The 18,990-nt window shown below is 34.9% G+C and carries 17 protein-coding genes; 10 read left to right on the top strand and 7 right to left on the bottom strand.

The features are described 5' to 3' along the window. Positions 1 to 73: 73 nt before the first annotated feature. On the top strand, positions 74 to 745 hold the full coding sequence (locus M2373_RS18535; RefSeq protein WP_259112738.1) for a response regulator transcription factor: 672 nt from the start codon (positions 74 to 76) through the stop codon (positions 743 to 745). Further along, positions 745 to 2,028, top strand: coding sequence for a sensor histidine kinase KdpD (locus tag M2373_RS18540; protein WP_259112739.1), 1,284 nt, complete (start codon positions 745 to 747; stop codon positions 2,026 to 2,028). Before M2373_RS18535 ends, M2373_RS18540 begins: the two co-directional genes overlap by 1 nt. A gap of 114 nt (positions 2,029 to 2,142) precedes the next feature. On the opposite strand, the gene trpS is transcribed toward M2373_RS18540, so the two are convergent. The 6 genes from trpS to ileS form a co-directional block, all read right to left on the bottom strand. Further along, positions 2,143 to 3,111: a tryptophan--tRNA ligase gene (gene trpS / locus M2373_RS18545; protein WP_259112740.1), complete on the bottom strand. Its 969-nt coding sequence runs from the start codon at positions 3,109 to 3,111 to the stop codon at positions 2,143 to 2,145. 232 nt (positions 3,112 to 3,343) lie between these two features. Continuing rightward, positions 3,344 to 3,988: a vancomycin high temperature exclusion protein gene (locus tag M2373_RS18550; protein ID WP_259112741.1), complete on the bottom strand. Its 645-nt coding sequence runs from the start codon at positions 3,986 to 3,988 to the stop codon at positions 3,344 to 3,346. A 15-nt stretch (positions 3,989 to 4,003) separates the two neighbouring features. Then, positions 4,004 to 4,642: a lipoprotein signal peptidase gene (locus M2373_RS18555; RefSeq protein WP_259112742.1), complete on the bottom strand. Its 639-nt coding sequence runs from the start codon at positions 4,640 to 4,642 to the stop codon at positions 4,004 to 4,006. After that, on the bottom strand, positions 4,642 to 5,097 hold the full coding sequence (locus M2373_RS18560; RefSeq protein WP_259112743.1) for a DUF6576 domain-containing protein: 456 nt from the start codon (positions 5,095 to 5,097) through the stop codon (positions 4,642 to 4,644). Before M2373_RS18560 ends, M2373_RS18555 begins: the two co-directional genes overlap by 1 nt. Before the next feature lie 81 nt (positions 5,098 to 5,178). Next, complete coding sequence (locus M2373_RS18565; protein ID WP_002983772.1) at positions 5,179 to 5,559, bottom strand: TraR/DksA C4-type zinc finger protein; 381 nt, start codon at positions 5,557 to 5,559, stop codon at positions 5,179 to 5,181. Between the two features lie 59 nt (positions 5,560 to 5,618). Then, complete coding sequence (ileS, locus tag M2373_RS18570; RefSeq protein WP_259112744.1) at positions 5,619 to 9,074, bottom strand: isoleucine--tRNA ligase; 3,456 nt, start codon at positions 9,072 to 9,074, stop codon at positions 5,619 to 5,621. Positions 9,075 to 9,450: 376 nt separating this feature from the next. Between ileS and M2373_RS18575 the strand changes: the two genes are divergently transcribed. The 5 genes from M2373_RS18575 to M2373_RS18595 all read left to right on the top strand — a co-directional run bounded on the left by M2373_RS18575 (position 9,451) and on the right by M2373_RS18595 (position 13,977). Further along, positions 9,451 to 11,130 carry a M23 family metallopeptidase gene (locus tag M2373_RS18575; protein WP_259112745.1) on the top strand — a complete coding sequence of 560 codons (1,680 nt, stop codon included), beginning with the start codon at positions 9,451 to 9,453 and terminating at the stop codon, positions 11,128 to 11,130. Between the two features lie 308 nt (positions 11,131 to 11,438). Further along, a complete protein-coding gene (locus M2373_RS18580; RefSeq protein ID WP_259112746.1) occupies positions 11,439 to 12,731 on the top strand; it encodes a phenylacetate--CoA ligase family protein in 1,293 nt (430 codons plus the stop codon). A gap of 18 nt (positions 12,732 to 12,749) precedes the next feature. Continuing rightward, positions 12,750 to 13,349 carry a hypothetical protein gene (locus M2373_RS18585; protein ID WP_259112747.1) on the top strand — a complete coding sequence of 200 codons (600 nt, stop codon included), beginning with the start codon at positions 12,750 to 12,752 and terminating at the stop codon, positions 13,347 to 13,349. Between the two features lie 33 nt (positions 13,350 to 13,382). Continuing rightward, entirely contained in the window at positions 13,383 to 13,661 is a 279-nt protein-coding gene (locus tag M2373_RS18590; RefSeq protein ID WP_259112748.1) for a hypothetical protein, read from the top strand. Further along, positions 13,618 to 13,977: a hypothetical protein gene (locus tag M2373_RS18595; RefSeq protein ID WP_259112749.1), complete on the top strand. Its 360-nt coding sequence runs from the start codon at positions 13,618 to 13,620 to the stop codon at positions 13,975 to 13,977. Before M2373_RS18590 ends, M2373_RS18595 begins: the two co-directional genes overlap by 44 nt. 34 nt (positions 13,978 to 14,011) lie before the next feature. Here the strand turns inward: M2373_RS18595 and M2373_RS18600 are convergent, their stop codons facing one another. After that, entirely contained in the window at positions 14,012 to 15,265 is a 1,254-nt protein-coding gene (locus tag M2373_RS18600; RefSeq protein ID WP_259112750.1) for an NAD(P)/FAD-dependent oxidoreductase, read from the bottom strand. 98 nt (positions 15,266 to 15,363) lie between these two features. Between M2373_RS18600 and hutH the strand changes: the two genes are divergently transcribed. From hutH to M2373_RS18615, 3 genes are all read left to right on the top strand, one after another. Beyond that, positions 15,364 to 16,884, top strand: coding sequence for a histidine ammonia-lyase (gene hutH, locus M2373_RS18605; protein WP_259112751.1), 1,521 nt, complete (start codon positions 15,364 to 15,366; stop codon positions 16,882 to 16,884). A gap of 68 nt (positions 16,885 to 16,952) precedes the next feature. Next, positions 16,953 to 17,684 (top strand): 3-oxoacyl-ACP reductase FabG, encoded by a 732-nt coding sequence (fabG, locus tag M2373_RS18610; protein WP_259112752.1) that lies wholly within the window; start codon positions 16,953 to 16,955, stop codon positions 17,682 to 17,684. A gap of 81 nt (positions 17,685 to 17,765) precedes the next feature. Then, positions 17,766 to 18,986: a beta-ketoacyl synthase gene (locus M2373_RS18615; RefSeq protein WP_259112753.1), complete on the top strand. Its 1,221-nt coding sequence runs from the start codon at positions 17,766 to 17,768 to the stop codon at positions 18,984 to 18,986. Positions 18,987 to 18,990: the final 4 nt, after the last annotated feature.

Genomic DNA, 18,990 nt, shown 5'->3' on the forward strand with positions numbered 1-18,990 from the left:
AATTATATTCAACAACCTCCTCAAGCAGGAGGTTTTAATTTTATATCTTTGATAGAACTTCATATTAAAACGCATGAAAATTTTAATTATAGAAGATGAGCCGGAACTTAAAAATATTGTTCAGAAATTCCTTGAAGAGGAACAGTTTATCGTAGAATATGCTGAAGATTATCGTTCCGGACTGGATAAAATTATTTCTTATGAGTATGACTGTATTCTTTTAGATATCATGCTTCCCGATGGAAACGGAATTGATCTGCTGAAGGAAATTAAAGCCATGCACAAAAAAGATCCTGTCATTATTTTATCCGCAAAAGATTCTGTAGATGATAAGGTTGCAGGCTTGGAAATAGGAGCAGATGATTATCTGGCAAAACCTTTTCATCTGGCTGAACTGATGGCGAGAATAAAATCGGTCATCAGAAGAAAAAATCAGGATGGTGAAAATGTAATTACGTATAAAAATATTAATATTTATCCCGAAAACAGAAAGGTTTTAATCAATGGTGAAGAATTGGTTTTGAACCGTAAGGAATATGATTTGCTGTATTATTTCGTGATCCAGCCTCAGAAAACACTGCAGAAAGCTACCTTGGCAGAAGCAATTTGGGGAGATTATATTGATCAGGCGGACAGTCTTGATTTTATCTATTCGCAAATTAAAAATCTTCGTAAAAAATTAAAAATCTCGGCATCTGAGGCCGATTTTCAGGCGGTGTACGGTATTGGATACAAATTAATATAATGAAAAGCTCGTTAAAATATTATACCATAAAATATCTCATTGTTGCTTTACTGCTCATTATTGCGGTTTGGGCAGCTTTATTTTACGCATTCATTCTGGATGAAGTGTATGATAATGTTGATGACGGACTGAAAAATAGAAAGATACAGCTGATAAAGGCTGTTTATCAGGATGAGAAATTACTTAATAATACAGAGTTTGCCTTTAATGAATTTAAAATAGTTCAGGTTTCTCCGTCGGAATACAATAACAGAAATAAGTTTTATAATACCACTTATTATATGGAATATGACGATGATGATGAGCCATACAGAGTATTAGAAACTGGGTTTAAAGATCAGTTTGGAGGGTATAGAAAACTTATCATCAGAACATCTACGGTAGAGGAAGATGAGCTGATTTATGACTTGAGTATTGCCTTAGTTGTACTGTATTTCTTTTTGGTTATCAGTATTGTTTTTGTCAATGGTTTTTTATTGAATAAAGCGATGCGTCCATTTTATCTGATTTTAGATAAACTTAAAAAATATCAGTTTGGAACAACTTCTCCACCGATTTCCGAAAAATATAAAATTAAAGAATTTGAAGAATTAAATATTGAAATTGATGAGATGATTGAGCGGAATGAGCTTGTTTTTCATCAGCAAAAACAATTTATAGAAAATGCTTCACATGAGTTGCAGACGCCGTTAGCCATTGTTATTAACAAGATTGATCTGCTTATTCAGAATGAAGACCTGGAAGAGAAGAGTATGAACTCTTTTGTTGAAGTGAAAAATGACTTACGAAGAATGGTGGCGATTAACAAATCGCTATTAATGCTTTCCAAGATCGAAAACAGTCAGTTTAATAAAATTCAGATCGTTAATTTTAATACGATTCTTAATGATTTATTAAAAGACTATGAAGATTTTATCGAGTTCAGAAAGCTTGAAGTCAATGTCCTGGAAAAGGAAAACTTCATTACGGATTTTAATCCTGATCTGGCTAATATTTTATTGTCAAATTTGCTGAAAAATGCAGTTAAGTATAATTATCAAAACGGGTATATTGGTATTATTCTTGAAAAAGACCGGATTATTTTCCAGAATACGGGATCAAAGACAGCGTTGGATCAGTCAAAAATTTTCAACAGATTTTATAAGCAAAGCTCGGATCATACTTCAACCGGACTTGGGCTGTCGATTATTATATCTGTCATAAAACAATATCCGGATTGGAATATTTCTTATGAATTTGAAGATGAGATGCATTATTTTATTCTTTCTAAAAATAATCTCTGATCGTTTTTATATAAGAGGTGGATTATTAACTCTATTTTTCATCAGATAAAAATAAAAAAACAGAAGCCTTTCTATTTGAAAGGCTTCATGATATATTGTAATGTAAAGGTTGAATTAAATTCCCAAACTTTCCCTTACTCTTTTAATTGTTTCAGTAGCGATTACTCTTGTTTTTTGTGCTCCTTCCTGAAGCTTTGCTTCCAGCTCATCAAGATTGTTCATGTAATAAGAAAATAATTCCCTTTCTTTCTCAAACCTTACTAAAATCAAGTCTAAAAGTTCCTTCTTAGCATGACCGTAACCGAAATTTCCGGCTAAATATTTTGCTCTTAATTCTTCTGTCTGTTCAGCAGTTGCAATCAATTGATAAATAGCAAATGTTTTATCGGTTTCCGGGTCTTTAGGTTCTTCCAAAGATTTTGAATCTGATTCAATACTCATTACCTGCTTTTTCAGTTCTTTTTCAGGTAAGAAAATATTGATGATATTGCCTCTGGATTTTGACATTTTGTGACCGTCAACTCCAGGAACATATTTGGTGTCTTCCTGAAGTTCAGACTGTGGTAAAACAAAAACCTCACCCATCTGATTATTAAATCTTGACGCCACATCACGGGCAATTTCAAGGTGTTGAAGCTGATCTTTTCCTACAGGTACGATTTCCGCATCATACAGAAGGATATCTGCGGCCATTAAGATTGGGTAGGTAAACAGTCCTGCATTCACATCCTGTAATCTGTCTGCTTTATCTTTAAATGAATGGGCTAAAGTAAGTCTCTGATAAGGAAAAAAACATGATAAATGCCAAGAAAGTTCACAGGTTTCAGGGATGTCACTCTGTCTGTAAAAAAATGTTTTTTCGGTATCTAATCCACAAGCAAGCCAAGCCGCAGCAATTTCGTAGGTATTTTGTTTTAGTTCTTTTGCATCTTTAATCTGCGTAAGTGAATGTAAGTTCGCAATGAATAAAAATGACTCATTTCCTTCCTGTTTTGATAGCTCAATCGCAGGAATGATCGCACCCAACAAGTTTCCAAGGTGTGGTGTTCCGGTGGCTTGAATGCCGGTAAGAATTCTTGACATTGTTTAAAATTTATGTTTAAAATTAATGAATTGCAAATTTAGTTAATTCTCCCACAGATTACACGAATTTACCCAGATGTTTGTACGGGAATTTTTAATTATGAAAAATTATGGCTGATAGCATTGATTGCAGCAGGGTTTAGCCTGCTTTTAAATAAATATGCAGATTGGACTTTAGCTAAGACTTAAGAATATTTCTAATAAAAATCTGCAAAATCAGTGAGAGAATAGATTAAGGAATCAAAATCTTTTCTCCTCCAAATTTCGGTTCAACACCCAACAGTAAATCATAGTATGCTTTCGCCTTTGCCAGATATTCTCTGATATTTGTTTTAAAGCCGGCATATTTATTCACATCTTTTGCATTATATCCGAATGCGTCAATTCCATTTTGTTTTGCTAAAAATACGGCTCTTTCGTTATGAAATTTTTGGGAAATGATGATCAGTTTTGTTTGCCCGAAAATTTCCTTAGCTCTAATTACAGAATCCAGTGTTCTGAAACCAGCATGATCCAAAAAAATCCTTTCTTGTGGAATTCCATATTTCATCAATGTAAGCAGCATATCTTCCGGTTCATTATAATCTTTTCGGCTGTTATCTCCGCTTACGATGATGTTTTTAATTTTCCCGGCTTTATAGAGATCAACAGTAGCCTGAATTCTATTGTAAAAATAAGCATTCGGAACACCGCTGTTCAGGTTTTTACTGGTTCCCAAAAGCAAGGCGGTTTTCGTTTCGGGGATATCAGCAATATTATATGAGACATAAGCATCACTGTCTTTTTTAATGCTGTAATTTGCCCAGGCGATAAAAATAATTCCTGCCACAATAAGAAGCAGGAAAATTTTAAATAAAGTTTTGAATATTTTTTTCATCGAGTGTAAATTCTTTTAAAATTCCAGACCGTTTGGGAATGCTTTCTTTCTGAAAATTAACAGTAAAGTTGCTCCCACGGTGATCGCAGAATCTGCAACATTGAAAATATACTTAAAGAATTCAATGTGCTTTCCGCCTATGATAGGGAAGTCTTTGGGAACATTCCAGTCTACCAGTGGAAAATGAAGCATATCAACAACACAGCCTCTCATGAATGTAGAATATCCTTCTCCTAAAGAGGTTATTTTGGAAATTCCGCCATAGCCGATCCATCGGTCAATACTTGGGTCATAAACGGTACCACTGTCGAAAATCAAACCATAAAACATGCCGTCAATTAAATTTCCGATTGCTCCTGCAAAGATCATAGCCATCGGAATTAAAAGATAATTGGATTCTCCTCGTTGCAACCATTTTTTAAATAAATAGATCATTCCTCCAATAAGAAAAACTCTTACAATCACTAGGAAATATTTACCAATAACTCCACCAAAATGAAGTCCATAGGCCATTCCCGGATTCTCTACAAAAGTAAGTTTAAAACCCGGTAAGACAGAAATACTGTCATCAAGGTTAAAATGAGTTTTTACGTAAATTTTTGAAGCCTGATCAATTAATAAAATAAGAAAGGTTACAAATAATATCTTTTTCATTACAGTCCTTTTGGTTTATACGGTTTTCCTATTTTTTCGTTTTTCTTATCAACGATTTTCTTGATCGTTTTCTCGTTATGATGTGTATTCTTAGTATGGAATTTTTCGAACTTGATGTTCATATCTTTTAAAACACTTTTCAAAGCATTCAGTTCCATTGCATTTTTGGTGTGTACTATTATGGATTCCATTTTTTCCGGATTTAATTTTTGCTTTTTAGACAGTTCATCAAGACGTTTTCTGTCTTTTGCAGACAGGTCATTGATGCCGTTTTTACCCATTTTACTTAATAGGCTGTCAATTTCTTTTTCCCTTTCCCGCTTATCAGAATTAAATTGATCATCCATGGTGTAGTTTCGCTGTTTATCAGGAAAGAATCTGTTTTTGATCCAATCTCTGTTGAAAAATCCTAAAACTGCAACAATAATAATTCCTAAAACTAATAATTCGGTCATGGGTATACATTAAAAATTAGGTTTATAAAGTATTTCATGAAATACGATATAAACCCAAATTTATTTTAATTAACCTAGTGGTTATTTTTGCATATTTTTCGCTTCGATGCTCAAGGTAGCATGAGGAACAGCCAACAGTCTTTCTTTAGGAATCAGTTTACCTGTTACTCTGCAAACGCCATAAGTTTTGTTTTCAATTCTTATTAAAGCGTTCTTCAAATCACGTACGAATTTTTCCTGTCTACCAGCCAAAATAGAGTTCTGTTCTTTACTTAACGTCTCTGCTCCCTCTTCAAATGCTTTGAAGGTTGGAGAAGTATCATCTGTTCCGTTATTCTGATCATTAATAAAACTCTCTCTGATCAGTTGTAAATCTTTTTCAGCTTTTTCTATTTTTTCCTTAATGATAGCCTTAAATTCTTGTAAATCAGCATCACTGTATCTTACTCTTTCGTCTGACATGTTCGTTTCTCTTTTTTAATAAAATTATGAAATGGAATTTGAAAAACAATAACTATATGTTAATTTTTTTCAACATTTATCTTAAAATTAACCTCATCTATTTCGATTTCGTTAAAATTTGAAAGTGAAGATACAATTTCTATTTTATTTGACAAGACTTCTGAAGAAATATATTCTTCATTTTTCTTAACATCATTTAAGAAAGGAGAATTTTCTTCCAGGAAGATATTAATTCTGTCTGTCAAATCGAAATCTTTGTCTTTTCTCAAGTTTTGAACTCTGTTGATGAATTCTCTTGCGATCCCTTCAGATTTTAATTCGTCTGTTAACGTCAAATCTAATGCCACAGTTGTTTTTCCATCAGAAGTTACCGTCCATCCCGGGATATCTTTTGTAGAAATTTCAACATCATCAAGCGTGATTTCGTATCCTTGAATGTCTAATTTCCCTTCTTTTTCTAATGTTGAAATCTGTTCTGTACTAAGATTTGAGATCTCTCCTCCAACCGTTTTCATGTCTTTTCCTAATTTAGGACCAAGTGCTTTGAAATTCGGTTTTATCTGTTTTACAATTAAATGGGCTGCTTCTTCAGCATTAATTAATTGAATTTCTTTAACATTTACTTCCTGTTTAATGAGTTCAGAAACTGCAGAAATCTGTTCCTCAATTTTTGAATCTAAAACAGGAATTAACACTTTTTGCAACGGCTGACGAACTTTTACATTTTCTTTCTTTCTCAAAGAGAAAACCATACTTGTAATTGTTTGTGCTAAATGCGTTTTTTCAACCAAATCTGCATCGATCAAGCTTTCGTCAGCAACAGGGAAATCTGTCAAGTGAATAGATTCCGCAGTTTCTTTTCCGGTTACTTTATTTAAATCCTGATACAACTGATCCATGAAGAACGGAGCAATTGGCGCAGATAATTTAGCAACAGTTTCCAAACAAGTATATAAAGTCTGGTAAGCAGAGATTTTATCGTCCGAATAATCTCCTTTCCAGAAACGTCTTCTGCATAATCTCACGTACCAGTTACTCAAGTTATCATTAACAAAAGTGTTGATGGCTCTTGCCACTCTTGTTGGTTCGTAATCTTCGTAGAATGCTTTTACTTCTTTGATTAATAAGTTTAATTCAGACAAAATCCATCTGTCGATTTCCGGGCGGTTTTCAACGTTCTTTTCAGAATAATTGAATCCGTCAACGTTTGCATACAAAGCAAAGAATGAATAGGTGTTGTATAATGTTCCGAAGAATTTTCTTCTCGTTTCATCAATTCCTTCGATATCAAATTTCAGGTTTTCCCAAGGATTGGCATTAGAAACCATATACCAACGTGTAGCATCCGGTCCGTAAACTGCTAATGTTTCAAACGGATCAATTCCATTTCCTTTAGATTTTGACATTTTTACCCCGTTTTTATCCAAAACAAGTCCGTTACTCATTACATTTTTATAAGCAACTGAATCAAAAACCGCTGTTCCGATTGCGTGAAGTGTGTAGAACCAACCACGAGTCTGGTCAACACCTTCCGCAATGAAATCTGCAGGGAATGCTTTATTATTGTCGATTAATTCTTTATTCTCAAAAGGATAATGCAGCTGTGCATAAGGCATCGAACCTGAATCGAACCAAACGTCGATCAAGTCGCTTTCACGTCTCATTTCTCTTCCTGTAGCTGAAACAAGGATGATCTGGTCAACGATATTTTTATGTAAATCAACCAGTGCATAATTCTGCTCAGACATATTTCCGATCACAAAATCCTTGAACGGATTTTCTTTCATCAATCCTGCGGCAACAGATTTTTCAATCTCATTATACAATTCTTCCACAGAACCTATGATGATTTCTTCTTTTAAATCTTCTGTTCTCCAGATTGGCAACGGAATTCCCCAATATCTTGAACGGGAAAGGTTCCAGTCGTTTACATTTTCAAGCCAGTTGGCGAAACGTCCTTCTCCGGTTGATTTTGGCTTCCAGTTGATTCCTTTGTTTAAATCTACCAATCTGTCTTTTACAGCGGTCATTTTCACGAACCAGGAATCTAATGGATAATATAATAACGGTTCATCTGTTCTCCAGCTGTGTGGATACGAGTGAACATATTTTTCAACTTTAAAAGCTTTGTTTTCTTTTCTTAATTTTAAAGCAATTCTTTCATCCACAGAAAGATAAGCCTTCAGATCTGCAATGATTGACTTTAAATTTTCTTTCTGAATATTTAATTCAGTATTTTTTTCGTCTTCGCTTAGATATTCTCCTTTTACATATTCATTCGCAAAACCATAGATCTCATCGCTTACCAGAGATAAGAATCTACCCTGTAAATCTACCAATGGAACCGGATTTCCGTTTTCATTTAAAACCAACATTGGTGGAACTTCCGGAGTAGCTTCTTTTGCTACTTTCGCATCATCAGCACCAAAAGTCGGCGCCGTATGAACGATACCTGTTCCGTCTTCAGTCGTCACAAAATCTCCTGAAATGACTCTGAAAGCATTTTCAGGATTTTGATAAGGAAGAGCGTATTGTAATAATTGCTCATATTTAATTCCAACCAAATCAGCCCCTTTGAATTCAGCTAGAATTTGATAAGGAATAACTTTCGTTTCAGGAGTAAAGTTTGCAAAATCTTCTTCTGTTCCTTCAGCATATTTTTTTGCAAATTGTTTTCCAACCAAAGCTTTGGCTAAAACAATGTTAACCGGCTCAAAAGTATATTGATTGAACGTTTTTACTAAAACATAATCGATTTTCGGACCTACTGTTAAAGCTGTATTTGATGGCAACGTCCAAGGAGTTGTCGTCCAGGCCAAGAAATGTACGTCTCCAAAACCTTGTAAAAAAGAAGGCAATGTTTCCGGCAATGTCTTGAATTGTGCTACAACCGTTGTATCAGAAACATCACGGTAAGCTCCCGGTTGGTTTACTTCGTGTGAAGAAAGTCCCGTTCCTGCTTTCGGAGAATAAGGCTGGATTGTATAGCCTTTATACAATAATCCTTTATCGTACAACTGCTTCAGTAACCACCAAACCGTCTCCATATATTTTGACTTATACGTGATATACGGATCTTCAAGATCTACCCAATATCCGATTTTCTCGGTAAGGTTGTTCCAAACATCTGTGTAACGCATTACTGCTTCACGACACGCTTTGTTGTAATCTTCAATAGAAATTTTTTTGCCAATATCTTCTTTAGTGATTCCTAATTCTTTTTCTACGCCTAGCTCTACAGGAAGTCCGTGTGTATCCCAACCCGCTTTACGGAAAACCTGTTTCCCGTTTTGGGTCTGATAACGACAGAAAATATCCTTTAATGCTCTAGCCATAACGTGGTGAATTCCGGGCATACCGTTTGCTGAAGGGGGACCTTCATAAAAAACAAACTCAGGTTGCCCCTCACGAATCTCAACACTCTTATTGAAAGTTTTATTCTGTTTCCAAAATTCCGCTACATTCTCTGCTACGTCAATAAGGTTGAGGTTTTTGTATTCTTTAAATTGGCTCATTGTAATATCTCAATATCGTTGATTAATTAAGTTGGCAAATTTACTAAAATTTGTCGGTTTATAATATATGTTTTATTTTGATATTTCCAATTAAAAACTTCTGTTTCAGAAATATAAATGTTGGCATTAATTTTTTGTGAATTGTGGATCGGGAAATGTGAATTTTTTTTATGACTTTCTTTCGTGGATAATATAAGTTTATTGATGGTCCTTTCTAAGAAAACTTCAATTGTAATCCTTGTCAAGGTTCTAAACCTTGACAAGGATAGCACTGAATAATTAAGCTTAGTCATCTGCAAAACCATGAAATATGTCGGAAAATAAAAATCTTTAAACAAATTTTCGTAATTTTAAAATAACACTTAAAACCATTTGTATGAAAGCCTTTTCCCGATTGACATTTCTTTTTTGTTTTGTCAGCTACTTTACAATATTTGCCCAAAATAATTATCCTCAAAACTATTTTAGAAATCCTTTGAATATTCCTATAAATCTGGCTGCTAATTTCGGAGCAGTCCGTTCCAATCATTTTCACATGGGTTTGGATATTCGAACCAACAGTCAGGAAAACTTGCCTGTCGTTGCCGCAGCAGATGGATATGTCAGCAGAATAAAGGTTGAGCGTTACGGTTTCGGAAATGCAGTGTATGTAACTCATCCAAATGGTTACACCACAGTGTATGCTCATTTAAATAAATATTTTGATACACTCGATGAATATGTAAAAAATCAACAATACAAAGATGAAAAATGGGAACAGGATATCAGTTTTTCTCCCAATCAGTTTCCTGTTACGAAAGGACAATTGATTGCTTTGAGCGGAAATACAGGAGGTTCGGCAGGTCCGCATTTGCATTTTGAAATCAGAGACACAAAAACGGAAGAATGCATCAATCCATTACTTTTTGGATTTAATATTCCTGATGGAATTGCTCCGATTATCAGTGGATTGTATTGGTACGATCGTCGTTTCAGTAGTTACGAACCCGGAGCGAATGGAGTTGCTGTGAAAAAAGTGGGAAATGTTTATACCTCAAACGTAATTCAAGTGAATTCTCCTCAGATAAGTTTTGCGATAAAGGCTGTAGATAAAGCCAATCAAGGGTTTAATCTTGGAATTTATGATGCAGAATTATTGATGGATGGGAAATTGGTTTACAGTTTTAAAATTGATAGAGTTCATTACAATGATACCCGTTATATTAACGGTTGTGTAGATTATACAAAATTTGTCAAAGATAAAATGAGTATTCAGCATTTATCAAATTTACCGGGAATGAAACTTCCAAATTACAGTTCCGGCTCCGATGGAATGATCAATCTTCCGGATAATGAAATTCACAGTATTGAAATTATTTTAAAAGATGTCAAAGGAAATACAAGCCGATTGACTGCAAAAGTTCAGTTGAGCAATCCATCAGAGAAAGTTTCATCCAATAATAAAACGGTTTCTCCAAACGAATCAAAAACGATTAAAACCGACAACGCAGAAATCAATTTGAGCAAAAATGCTGTTTATGATGCAGTCAATTTCAATATGTACGAAAAACCTGATGGAGAAGCAGTTTCGAATTCAATTGTTTTAAATAATCCATACATTCCGGTTCATGATAATTATACGTTGAAAATTAAAGCGAATAGAAAATTATCGAATGAAGAAAAAGATAAAACAGTGATAGAACTCAATTACGGAAGTGATAAAAATATCATCAAAGCAAAATGGAATGGTGATTGGGCAGAGGGGCAATTCAACAGATTAGGAACAGCAAGATTGTTACTCGATAGTAGTTTGCCATCTGTTTCTCCAAATTGGAAAGATGGAGAAATCATAAATGTCAGTTCTTTAAAATTGAAAGGAACAACGAAAATCGGCGACATCGAATCTTTTCGGGCTGAACTGGATGGTAAATGGCTTCGTTTTGCAAGAGTAAAAGATGATTTTGTATATGTTTTTGATGAAAAATGCCCGAAAGGTTCTGGTTCTCATATATTAAAAGTAACAACAATCAATACGGCTGGAAATACAAATACGCAGAGTTTTACTTTTTCGAGATAATTAGCTTTGTGATATTTTTTTCAACGCAAAGTTTTAATTTGGATTACAAATAGTTTTAAGTGAGCAAAGATGAATCAACAAGTTGATTTGATGAAGCTGCATTTTCAAGCTTCGCGAAGCAAATTTATTTGCCTTTGTTTTCTGAAAAATATAAAAAGAGCTTAATAAATCTTTGTGTTTAAATTAATTTTTAAAACTAGATAAAACACAATCATCTGTGAAAATTTGTGTAAATCTGTGGGAGAAAAATTTAATAATCCAATCTTTTAATTTTAATTAAATAAATTTGTCACTTAAAATAAAAACCATTGGAATTCTATCCATCAATCGAAAAATCAGACATTCAGGAAATAAAAAAGTTTCAGGAGCAAAAACTTCGGGAACTGCTGACTTATCTTGAAACTCATTCACCTTTTTATCAAAAATTATTCAAAGAAAATAATATCAATATTGCTGATATCCAGACGTTGGAAGATTTGCAGAAAATCCCAACGACAACGAAAAATGATATTCAGCAGAATAACGATGACTTTTTCTGCATTACTCACGATAAAATTGTGGATTACAGTACTACTTCAGGGACGTTGGGTGATCCTGTAACGTTCGGGTTATCGGATAACGATCTTGAAAGATTGGCATACAATGAAGCGATTTCTTTTGCCTGTGCAGGAATCCAAAAAGGTGACGTTGTGCAGATGATTACCACGATTGACAAAAGGTTTATGGCCGGACTTGCTTATTTTTTAGGACTGAGAAAAATGGGAGCAAGCGTTGTGAGAATGGGACCTGGAATTCCTGAATTACAATGGGATTCTATTTTCAGATATAAGCCAAAATATCTGATTACCGTTCCGTCATTTCTGTTAAAAATGATAGATTATGCCGAAAAACATGGAATTGATTATAAAAATTCCAGCGTTTATGGTGCGGTTTGTATCGGCGAAAGTATCAAAAATCAGGATTTTACAGATAATATTCTTTCTCAGAAGATTAAAGAAAAATGGGATATTAAATTGTTCTCAACCTACGCTTCCACAGAGATGAGCACGGCTTTTACAGAGTGTGAACATCAGATTGGAGGACACCAGCATCCTGAATTAATTATCACAGAAATTCTCGATGATAATGGAAATATGGTTAAAGAAGGCGAAAGTGGAGAGTTAACGATTACAACATTAGGCGTAGAAGCGCTTCCTTTATTGAGATTCAAAACCGGGGACATTGTAAAAGCACATTACGACCCTTGCCAATGCGGACGAAATACGATGAGGTTAGGCCCTGTTATCGGACGAAAGCAACAGATGATAAAATATAAGGGAACGACTTTATATCCGCCGGCAATGAACGATATTTTAAATGATTTCAACACGATTTTATGCTACCAGATCGTTATTCAGTCGAATGAAATCGGGTTGGATGAAATTATCATTAAAATAAGCACAAGTAGTGACTCCGACAGCTTCGTCAATGAAGTGAGAGATCATTTCCGTGCAAAACTGAGGGTAAGTCCGAAAATTGAAATCATTGATTTTGATATTTTATCTAAAGTAGTCTTTAATCCAAACAGCAGAAAACCGATTACGTTTACAGATTTAAGATAAAAACTAATAAAACCAACCGTGAAAAAAACGTTATTTCTATTTTTAATGGCTCTTTCATCATGCTTGATGGCTCAAAGAGTGAAAGTGATTTCGGGAGATTACAATTTTTTAAAAGACCAAAAATTCATTAGGGTTGTTTTCAAATATGATCATCTGAAGTTTGAGAAGAAAAATTTAAGTGAAGAGGAATTTGTTGCCAACAGAATATCTGAAATTGAAAAATTAAAAGGCAAAGAAGAAGCAGAAAAATGGAGGCTGGATTGGGAGTATAGCAAAGAACATACTTTTCCGGATAAATTCATGACTTCATGGAACAAAAACACGGTGATTCAGGCTTCTGATAAATTTACTAAAACTAAATATACTCTTATTGTAGAGCCTAATTGGATGCATATCGGGCTTTTCATTCCTTTGGCAAGTGATAAGGCTCTTGTTTCAAGCACGATGACTTTTGTAGAAACGGATAACCCAAACAATATTTTAATGGTTGTGGAAGGAATAAAGGCTACCGGAGATAATGGTTTTGGGGTTCCGAATAACAATGACAGGATTGCGGAATATTTTGCAAAGACTGCTAAAATGCTTGCTCAAAAAGTAGATCATTATACAAAAAAATAAGATCCATCTAAATTCAATTTTAAATTATAAACTATGAAAAAGTTATTTCTGCTTTTGTTTGTCGCAATAGCAACAATGAATTTTGCTCAGAATCTGACGGTTACTTCTGGAAATCTTGATTTTTTAAAAGATCAGACTGAAGTTAATGTTAAATTTATCTATGGTGAACCTCTTTTTCAAGCTGAGAACTACACGGAAGTTCAATATCTTGAAAGGAGAAAAACTGAAACCATAGCTAAAAAAGGAGAAGCAGCCTGGGAAAAATGGATTGCCGCCTGGAAGCAACATTCAGAATCTATTTTTTTCAGATAAATTAGTAGATGGGTTAAATAAATCTAAGAAGATAAAATTCAGTAAAAATGCAGATGCAAAATATACATTAATGGTAGAGCCTCAATGGATGTATGCGGGATGGAGCGGTTTTGTAATGCAGCCCGGAAAATTGTCTGCTGATATGAGTTTCGTAGAAACCGCGAACCCATCTCATGTTTTAGCCAAAATTAAAGGAGATAAGATTGAAGGAACGGGAAGTAAAGTGGATTACAGTATGGAATATGGGCGAATTTCTGCAGCGTATGAAAAAACCGGAAAAGAATTAGGAAAGGAAATTAAAAAAGTGAAAAAATAAATAGAAAAGCGGTCTGAATTTTCAGACCGCTTTTTTATGATTGCTTTTGTTCTTGCTTTTCTGTTTTGATAAATTCTGCAAGATTCTTGATTGCGGTATCGTGTATTCGTACGAATGTATTTTTTTTGTCCCAAACGTAGCCTGCCAATACTGCGCAGATTTTTCTTTTTACATCAGGATTTTCTGGCTGATGGAAGAATAACTCCTGAAGATTTCCGGTGTACCATTCTTTCACATAGGTTGTGAAAACATCAACACCGTATAAAATGTAATCAGCAAATTCTGTCTGCCAGTCAACTTTTTCACCATTCAACTGTCTTAACGCCAATTTTGCGGCGGTCATTCCGCCTTCGGTTGCAAAAGCCATTCCTGAAGAGAAAACGGGATCCAGGAATTCCGAAGCATTTCCTGTCAATGCAAATCCGTCTCCAAATAATTTTTTTACCGAGCAGGAATAATCTTTCAAATGTCTCGGTTCAAAAAGAAAATCCACATCTCCGAAGCGTTTTACATAATAATCTGAAAGTGAAATTGCTTTTCTTAGCGCTTCGGCAGTATCTCCATTTTCGGATAGTTTTTCGATATATTCAGTTGGACCAACGATTCCTACACTAGTATTCCCATTAGAAAAAGGAATTACCCAAAGCCAGACTTCAGTTTCAATAATATCAAAAGAAATCAATGTTCCTTCGGTTCCTTCTTCTCTGTTGATGTCTTTTACATGGGAGAAAATTGCAGAATGGGGAGATAATTTTGAAGGTTTTTCCAAATCTAAAAGCCTCGGTAAAACTCTTCCGTAACCACTTGAGTCGATCACGAATTTAGCATGGATTTCTTTCGTTTCTCCATCTTTATTTTTTACCGTTGTGATAGAATCGGTTCCATTAAATTCAATACCGATAACTTCGGTTTCAAATTCAAGGTCGATTCCTTTATTAATCACTTCCTGAGCCAGAGTATTATCAAAATCAGCTCTCGGAACTTGCCAGGTCCAGTCCCAGCCCTCCCCGAATTTATTACTGAAATCAAAGATGCAGACTTCATTGCCTCTTAAAAAACGTGCTCCCAATTTCTTTTCAAAGCCCATTTTATCTAATGCCGGAAACAAGCCTGCTTCATCAAAATGGTCCATTACTCTTGGAATTAAGCTTTCACCGACAACCAGTCTTGGGAATTTTGTCTTTTCAACAACTTTTACGTTGACATTGTTCTTCTTTAAGTATGAAGAAGATACGCATCCGGATGGTCCAGCACCGATTACGAGAACGTCAACAAATTCTTTGCTCATCTTTGATTTTTTATTTTAATAATAACTTCTATCTTTGCCGCAAAATTAATGACAATTAATTAATATTTACAAAATTATCTATTATTACTTTTTAATTAATGAAAATAAATAACTTTTTAGAACTGAACGACTTTAAAAAAATCATCATAGAGAATGAAAAAATAGAACTGGATGAAACACTTCTTGCCAGAGTGGATGAAAGTTTTCAGTTTCTGAAGGAATTTTCGAAAAATAAAGTAATATATGGTGTAAATACCGGTTTTGGACCGATGGCACAGTTCAAAATCAGTGATGAAGATACGCATCAGCTTCAGTATAATTTAATTAGGAGCCATTCTTCGGGGATTGGAAATCCACTTCCGGCACAAGAGGTGAAGGCTTGTATGCTGGCAAGATTAAATACCTTGTCACTTGGAAATTCCGGAGTTCATCATTCTGTAATTAATTTACTTAAAGAATTAATAAACAGAGATGTTACGCCGTTGATTTTCGAGCATGGAGGAGTAGGGGCAAGTGGTGATTTGGTTCAGCTGGCTCACTTAGCTTTGGTTTTAATTGGCGAAGGCGAGGTTTTTTATAAAGGCGAAAGAAAATCTACAAAAGAGGTTTTCGAAATCGAAGGATTAGAACCTATTCAGATTGAAATTCGTGAGGGTCTGGCTTTAATGAACGGAACCTCTGTGATGTCTGGTATCGGAATTGTGAATGCTCACAAAGCAAATCAGTTAACAGAGATTTCCATTAAATTATCCTGTGCTATTAATGAAATTGTTCAGGCGTATGATGATCATTTATCAGCAGCTTTGAATGGAACAAAATTACATTACGGTCAGCAGAAAATTGCAGAGAGAATGCGAACTCATTTATCTGATAGTCAGTTAATCAGAAAAAGAGAAGATCATTTATACACACACTTTGAAGAGCAGGAGAAAGTTTTCAAAGAAAAAGTTCAGGAATATTACTCGTTGAGATGTGTTCCGCAGATTTTAGGACCTGTTTTGGATACGTTGGAATACACAGAAAAAGTGTTGGAAAATGAAATCAATTCAGCGAATGACAATCCAATTATCAATGTTGAAGATCAGCACGTCTATCACGGCGGAAACTTCCACGGAGATTATATTTCTTTGGAAATGGATAAGCTTAAAATAGTAGTTACAAAACTGACGATGCTTGCTGAAAGACAGCTGAACTATCTTTTGAATGCTAAAATCAATGAAATTTTGCCTCCATTTGTTAATTTAGGAAAGCTAGGATTTAATTTCGGAATGCAGGGTGTTCAGTTTACGGCAACTTCTACTACGGCAGAAAGCCAGATGCTGTCGAATCCGATGTATGTTCACAGTATTCCGAATAATAATGATAATCAGGATATTGTAAGCATGGGGACCAATGCTGCCGTGATTTGCAGAAAGGTGATTGAAAACGCTTTTGAAGTACTGGCGATTGAAGCGATTACAATCATTCAGGCGATAGAATATCTTGGATTTAAAGATAAAGTTTCATCATCAACAAAAGAGCTGTACGATGAAATAAGAAAGATCATTCCTGCGTTCTCAGATGATATGGTGATGTATCCTTATCTGGAGGAAGTGAAAAAATATTTGAAAGCAATGTAATTATTTAATATAATGAATTGTTTAAACTAAAGATGAAAAAACTGACTTTTAAAAACTAACATTAAAACATGAAATGTGCAATTGTAACAGGTGGCTCCAGAGGAATTGGAAGAGCGATCTGTATAAAACTGGCAGAAGAAAAAATTGAGCATATTTTAATTAATTATACTTCAAACGAAGCCGCAGCAAAGGAAACCTTGGCTAAAGTTCAGGAATTGGGTTCTACCGGAGAAATTCTTAAATTCGATGTAGGAAATGCTGAAGAAACGCTAAAAGTTTTAACGGAATGGCAGGAAAATAATCCCAAAGCTGTTGTCGAAATCATTGTCAATAATGCCGGAATCACAAGAGACGGATTATTTATGTGGATGCCAAGTGAAGACTGGAATGCGGTGATCAACACAAGTTTGAATGGTTTTTTCAACGTGACAAATTTCTTTATTCAAAAATTGTTACGTAATAAATACGGCAGAATTATCAATATGGTTTCTGTTTCCGGAGTGAAGGGAACAGCCGGTCAAACGAATTATTCTGCTGCAAAAGGCGCTCTGGTAGGAGCTACAAAAGCTCTGGCACAGGAAGTAGCTAAAAGAAATATCACTGTAAATGCAGTAGCACCGGGTTTCATTAAAACAGATATGACACAGGATTTTAACGAAGATGAACTGAAGACAATGATTCCTGCCAACAGATTTGGGGAAGCAGAAGAAGTCGCTGATTTAGTTGCGTTTCTTGCTTCTAAAAAATCATCATACATTACAGGTGAAGTGATTAATATTAACGGAGGAATTTATTCTTAATTAATGTAACAATATACCAATGTATCAGTTTTGCCAATTATTGTTACATTGCTAGATTGATACATTGTTAAATTTGTAAAGATGGAAAATAGGGTTGTAATTACCGGGATGGGAATTTATTCCTGCATCGGAACTTCTTTGGAAGAGGTGAAGGAATCCCTGTATCAAGGAAAATCTGGAATTGTTTTAGTGAACGAAAGAAAAGAATTCGGTTTCAGGTCAGGATTGACAGGTGTTGTTCCAAAACCGGATCTGAAAAATCTTTTGAATCGGAGACAGCGTGTAAGCATGGGCGAAGAAAGTGAGTATGCTTATATCGCAACATTGGATGCTTTAAAACAGGCTAATATCAGCCAGGACTTTTTAGATCATAATGAAGTCGGGATTTTATACGGAAACGACAGTGTTTCCCAGGCAGTTGTAGAATCTATCGACATTGCAAGGGAAAAAAAAGATACGACTTTGATGGGGTCAGGTGCGATTTTTAAATCGATGAACTCCACAGTGACCATGAATCTTTCTACGATTTTCAAATTAAGAGGAATCAATCTTACCATCAGTGCAGCATGCGCAAGCGGTTCTCATTCTTTAGGACTGGCTTATATGATGATTAAGAATGGTTTTCAGGATATGATTGTTTGTGGTGGTGCTCAGGAAACCAACAAATATTCGATGGCTAGCTTTGATGGATTAGGTGTTTTTTCGGTAAGAGAAGACGAACCTGCAAAAGCATCAAGACCTTTCGACTCTGCGAGAGATGGCTTAATCCCGAGCGGTGGAGCAGCCTCTTTAATTGTTGAAAGTTTAGAGTCTGCCCAAAAAAGAGGCGCTACTATTCTGGCAGAAATTGTAGGATACGGATTTTCTTCCAACGGAGGGCATATCTCTACACCGAATGTTGATGGTCCAGCTTTAGCAATGAACAGAGCTTTGCAACAATCTGGTTTACAAGTGAAAGATATTGATTATATAAATGCTCATGCAACTTCTACTCCTATTGGTGATGCGAATGAAGCCAAGGCTATTTACGAAATTTTCGGAAGTGAGGTTCCTGTAAGTTCTACAAAATCGATGACCGGTCACGAATGCTGGATGGCGGGTGCAAGTGAAGTTATTTATTCTATACTGATGATGCAAAACGATTTTGTAGCCCCTAATATCAATCTGGAAAATCCTGATGATGAGGCGAAAAAGATAAATTTGATCGCTAAAACAAAAAGTCAAAAAATTGACGTATTTTTGTCGAATTCTTTTGGATTTGGGGGAACAAATTCCGCATTAATTGTTAAAAAATTTGGTTAAAAAC

It is taken from the genome of Chryseobacterium sp. JUb7 (assembly GCF_024806495.1).
In the GTDB taxonomy this organism is placed as follows: Bacteria; Bacteroidota; Bacteroidia; order Flavobacteriales; family Weeksellaceae; genus Chryseobacterium.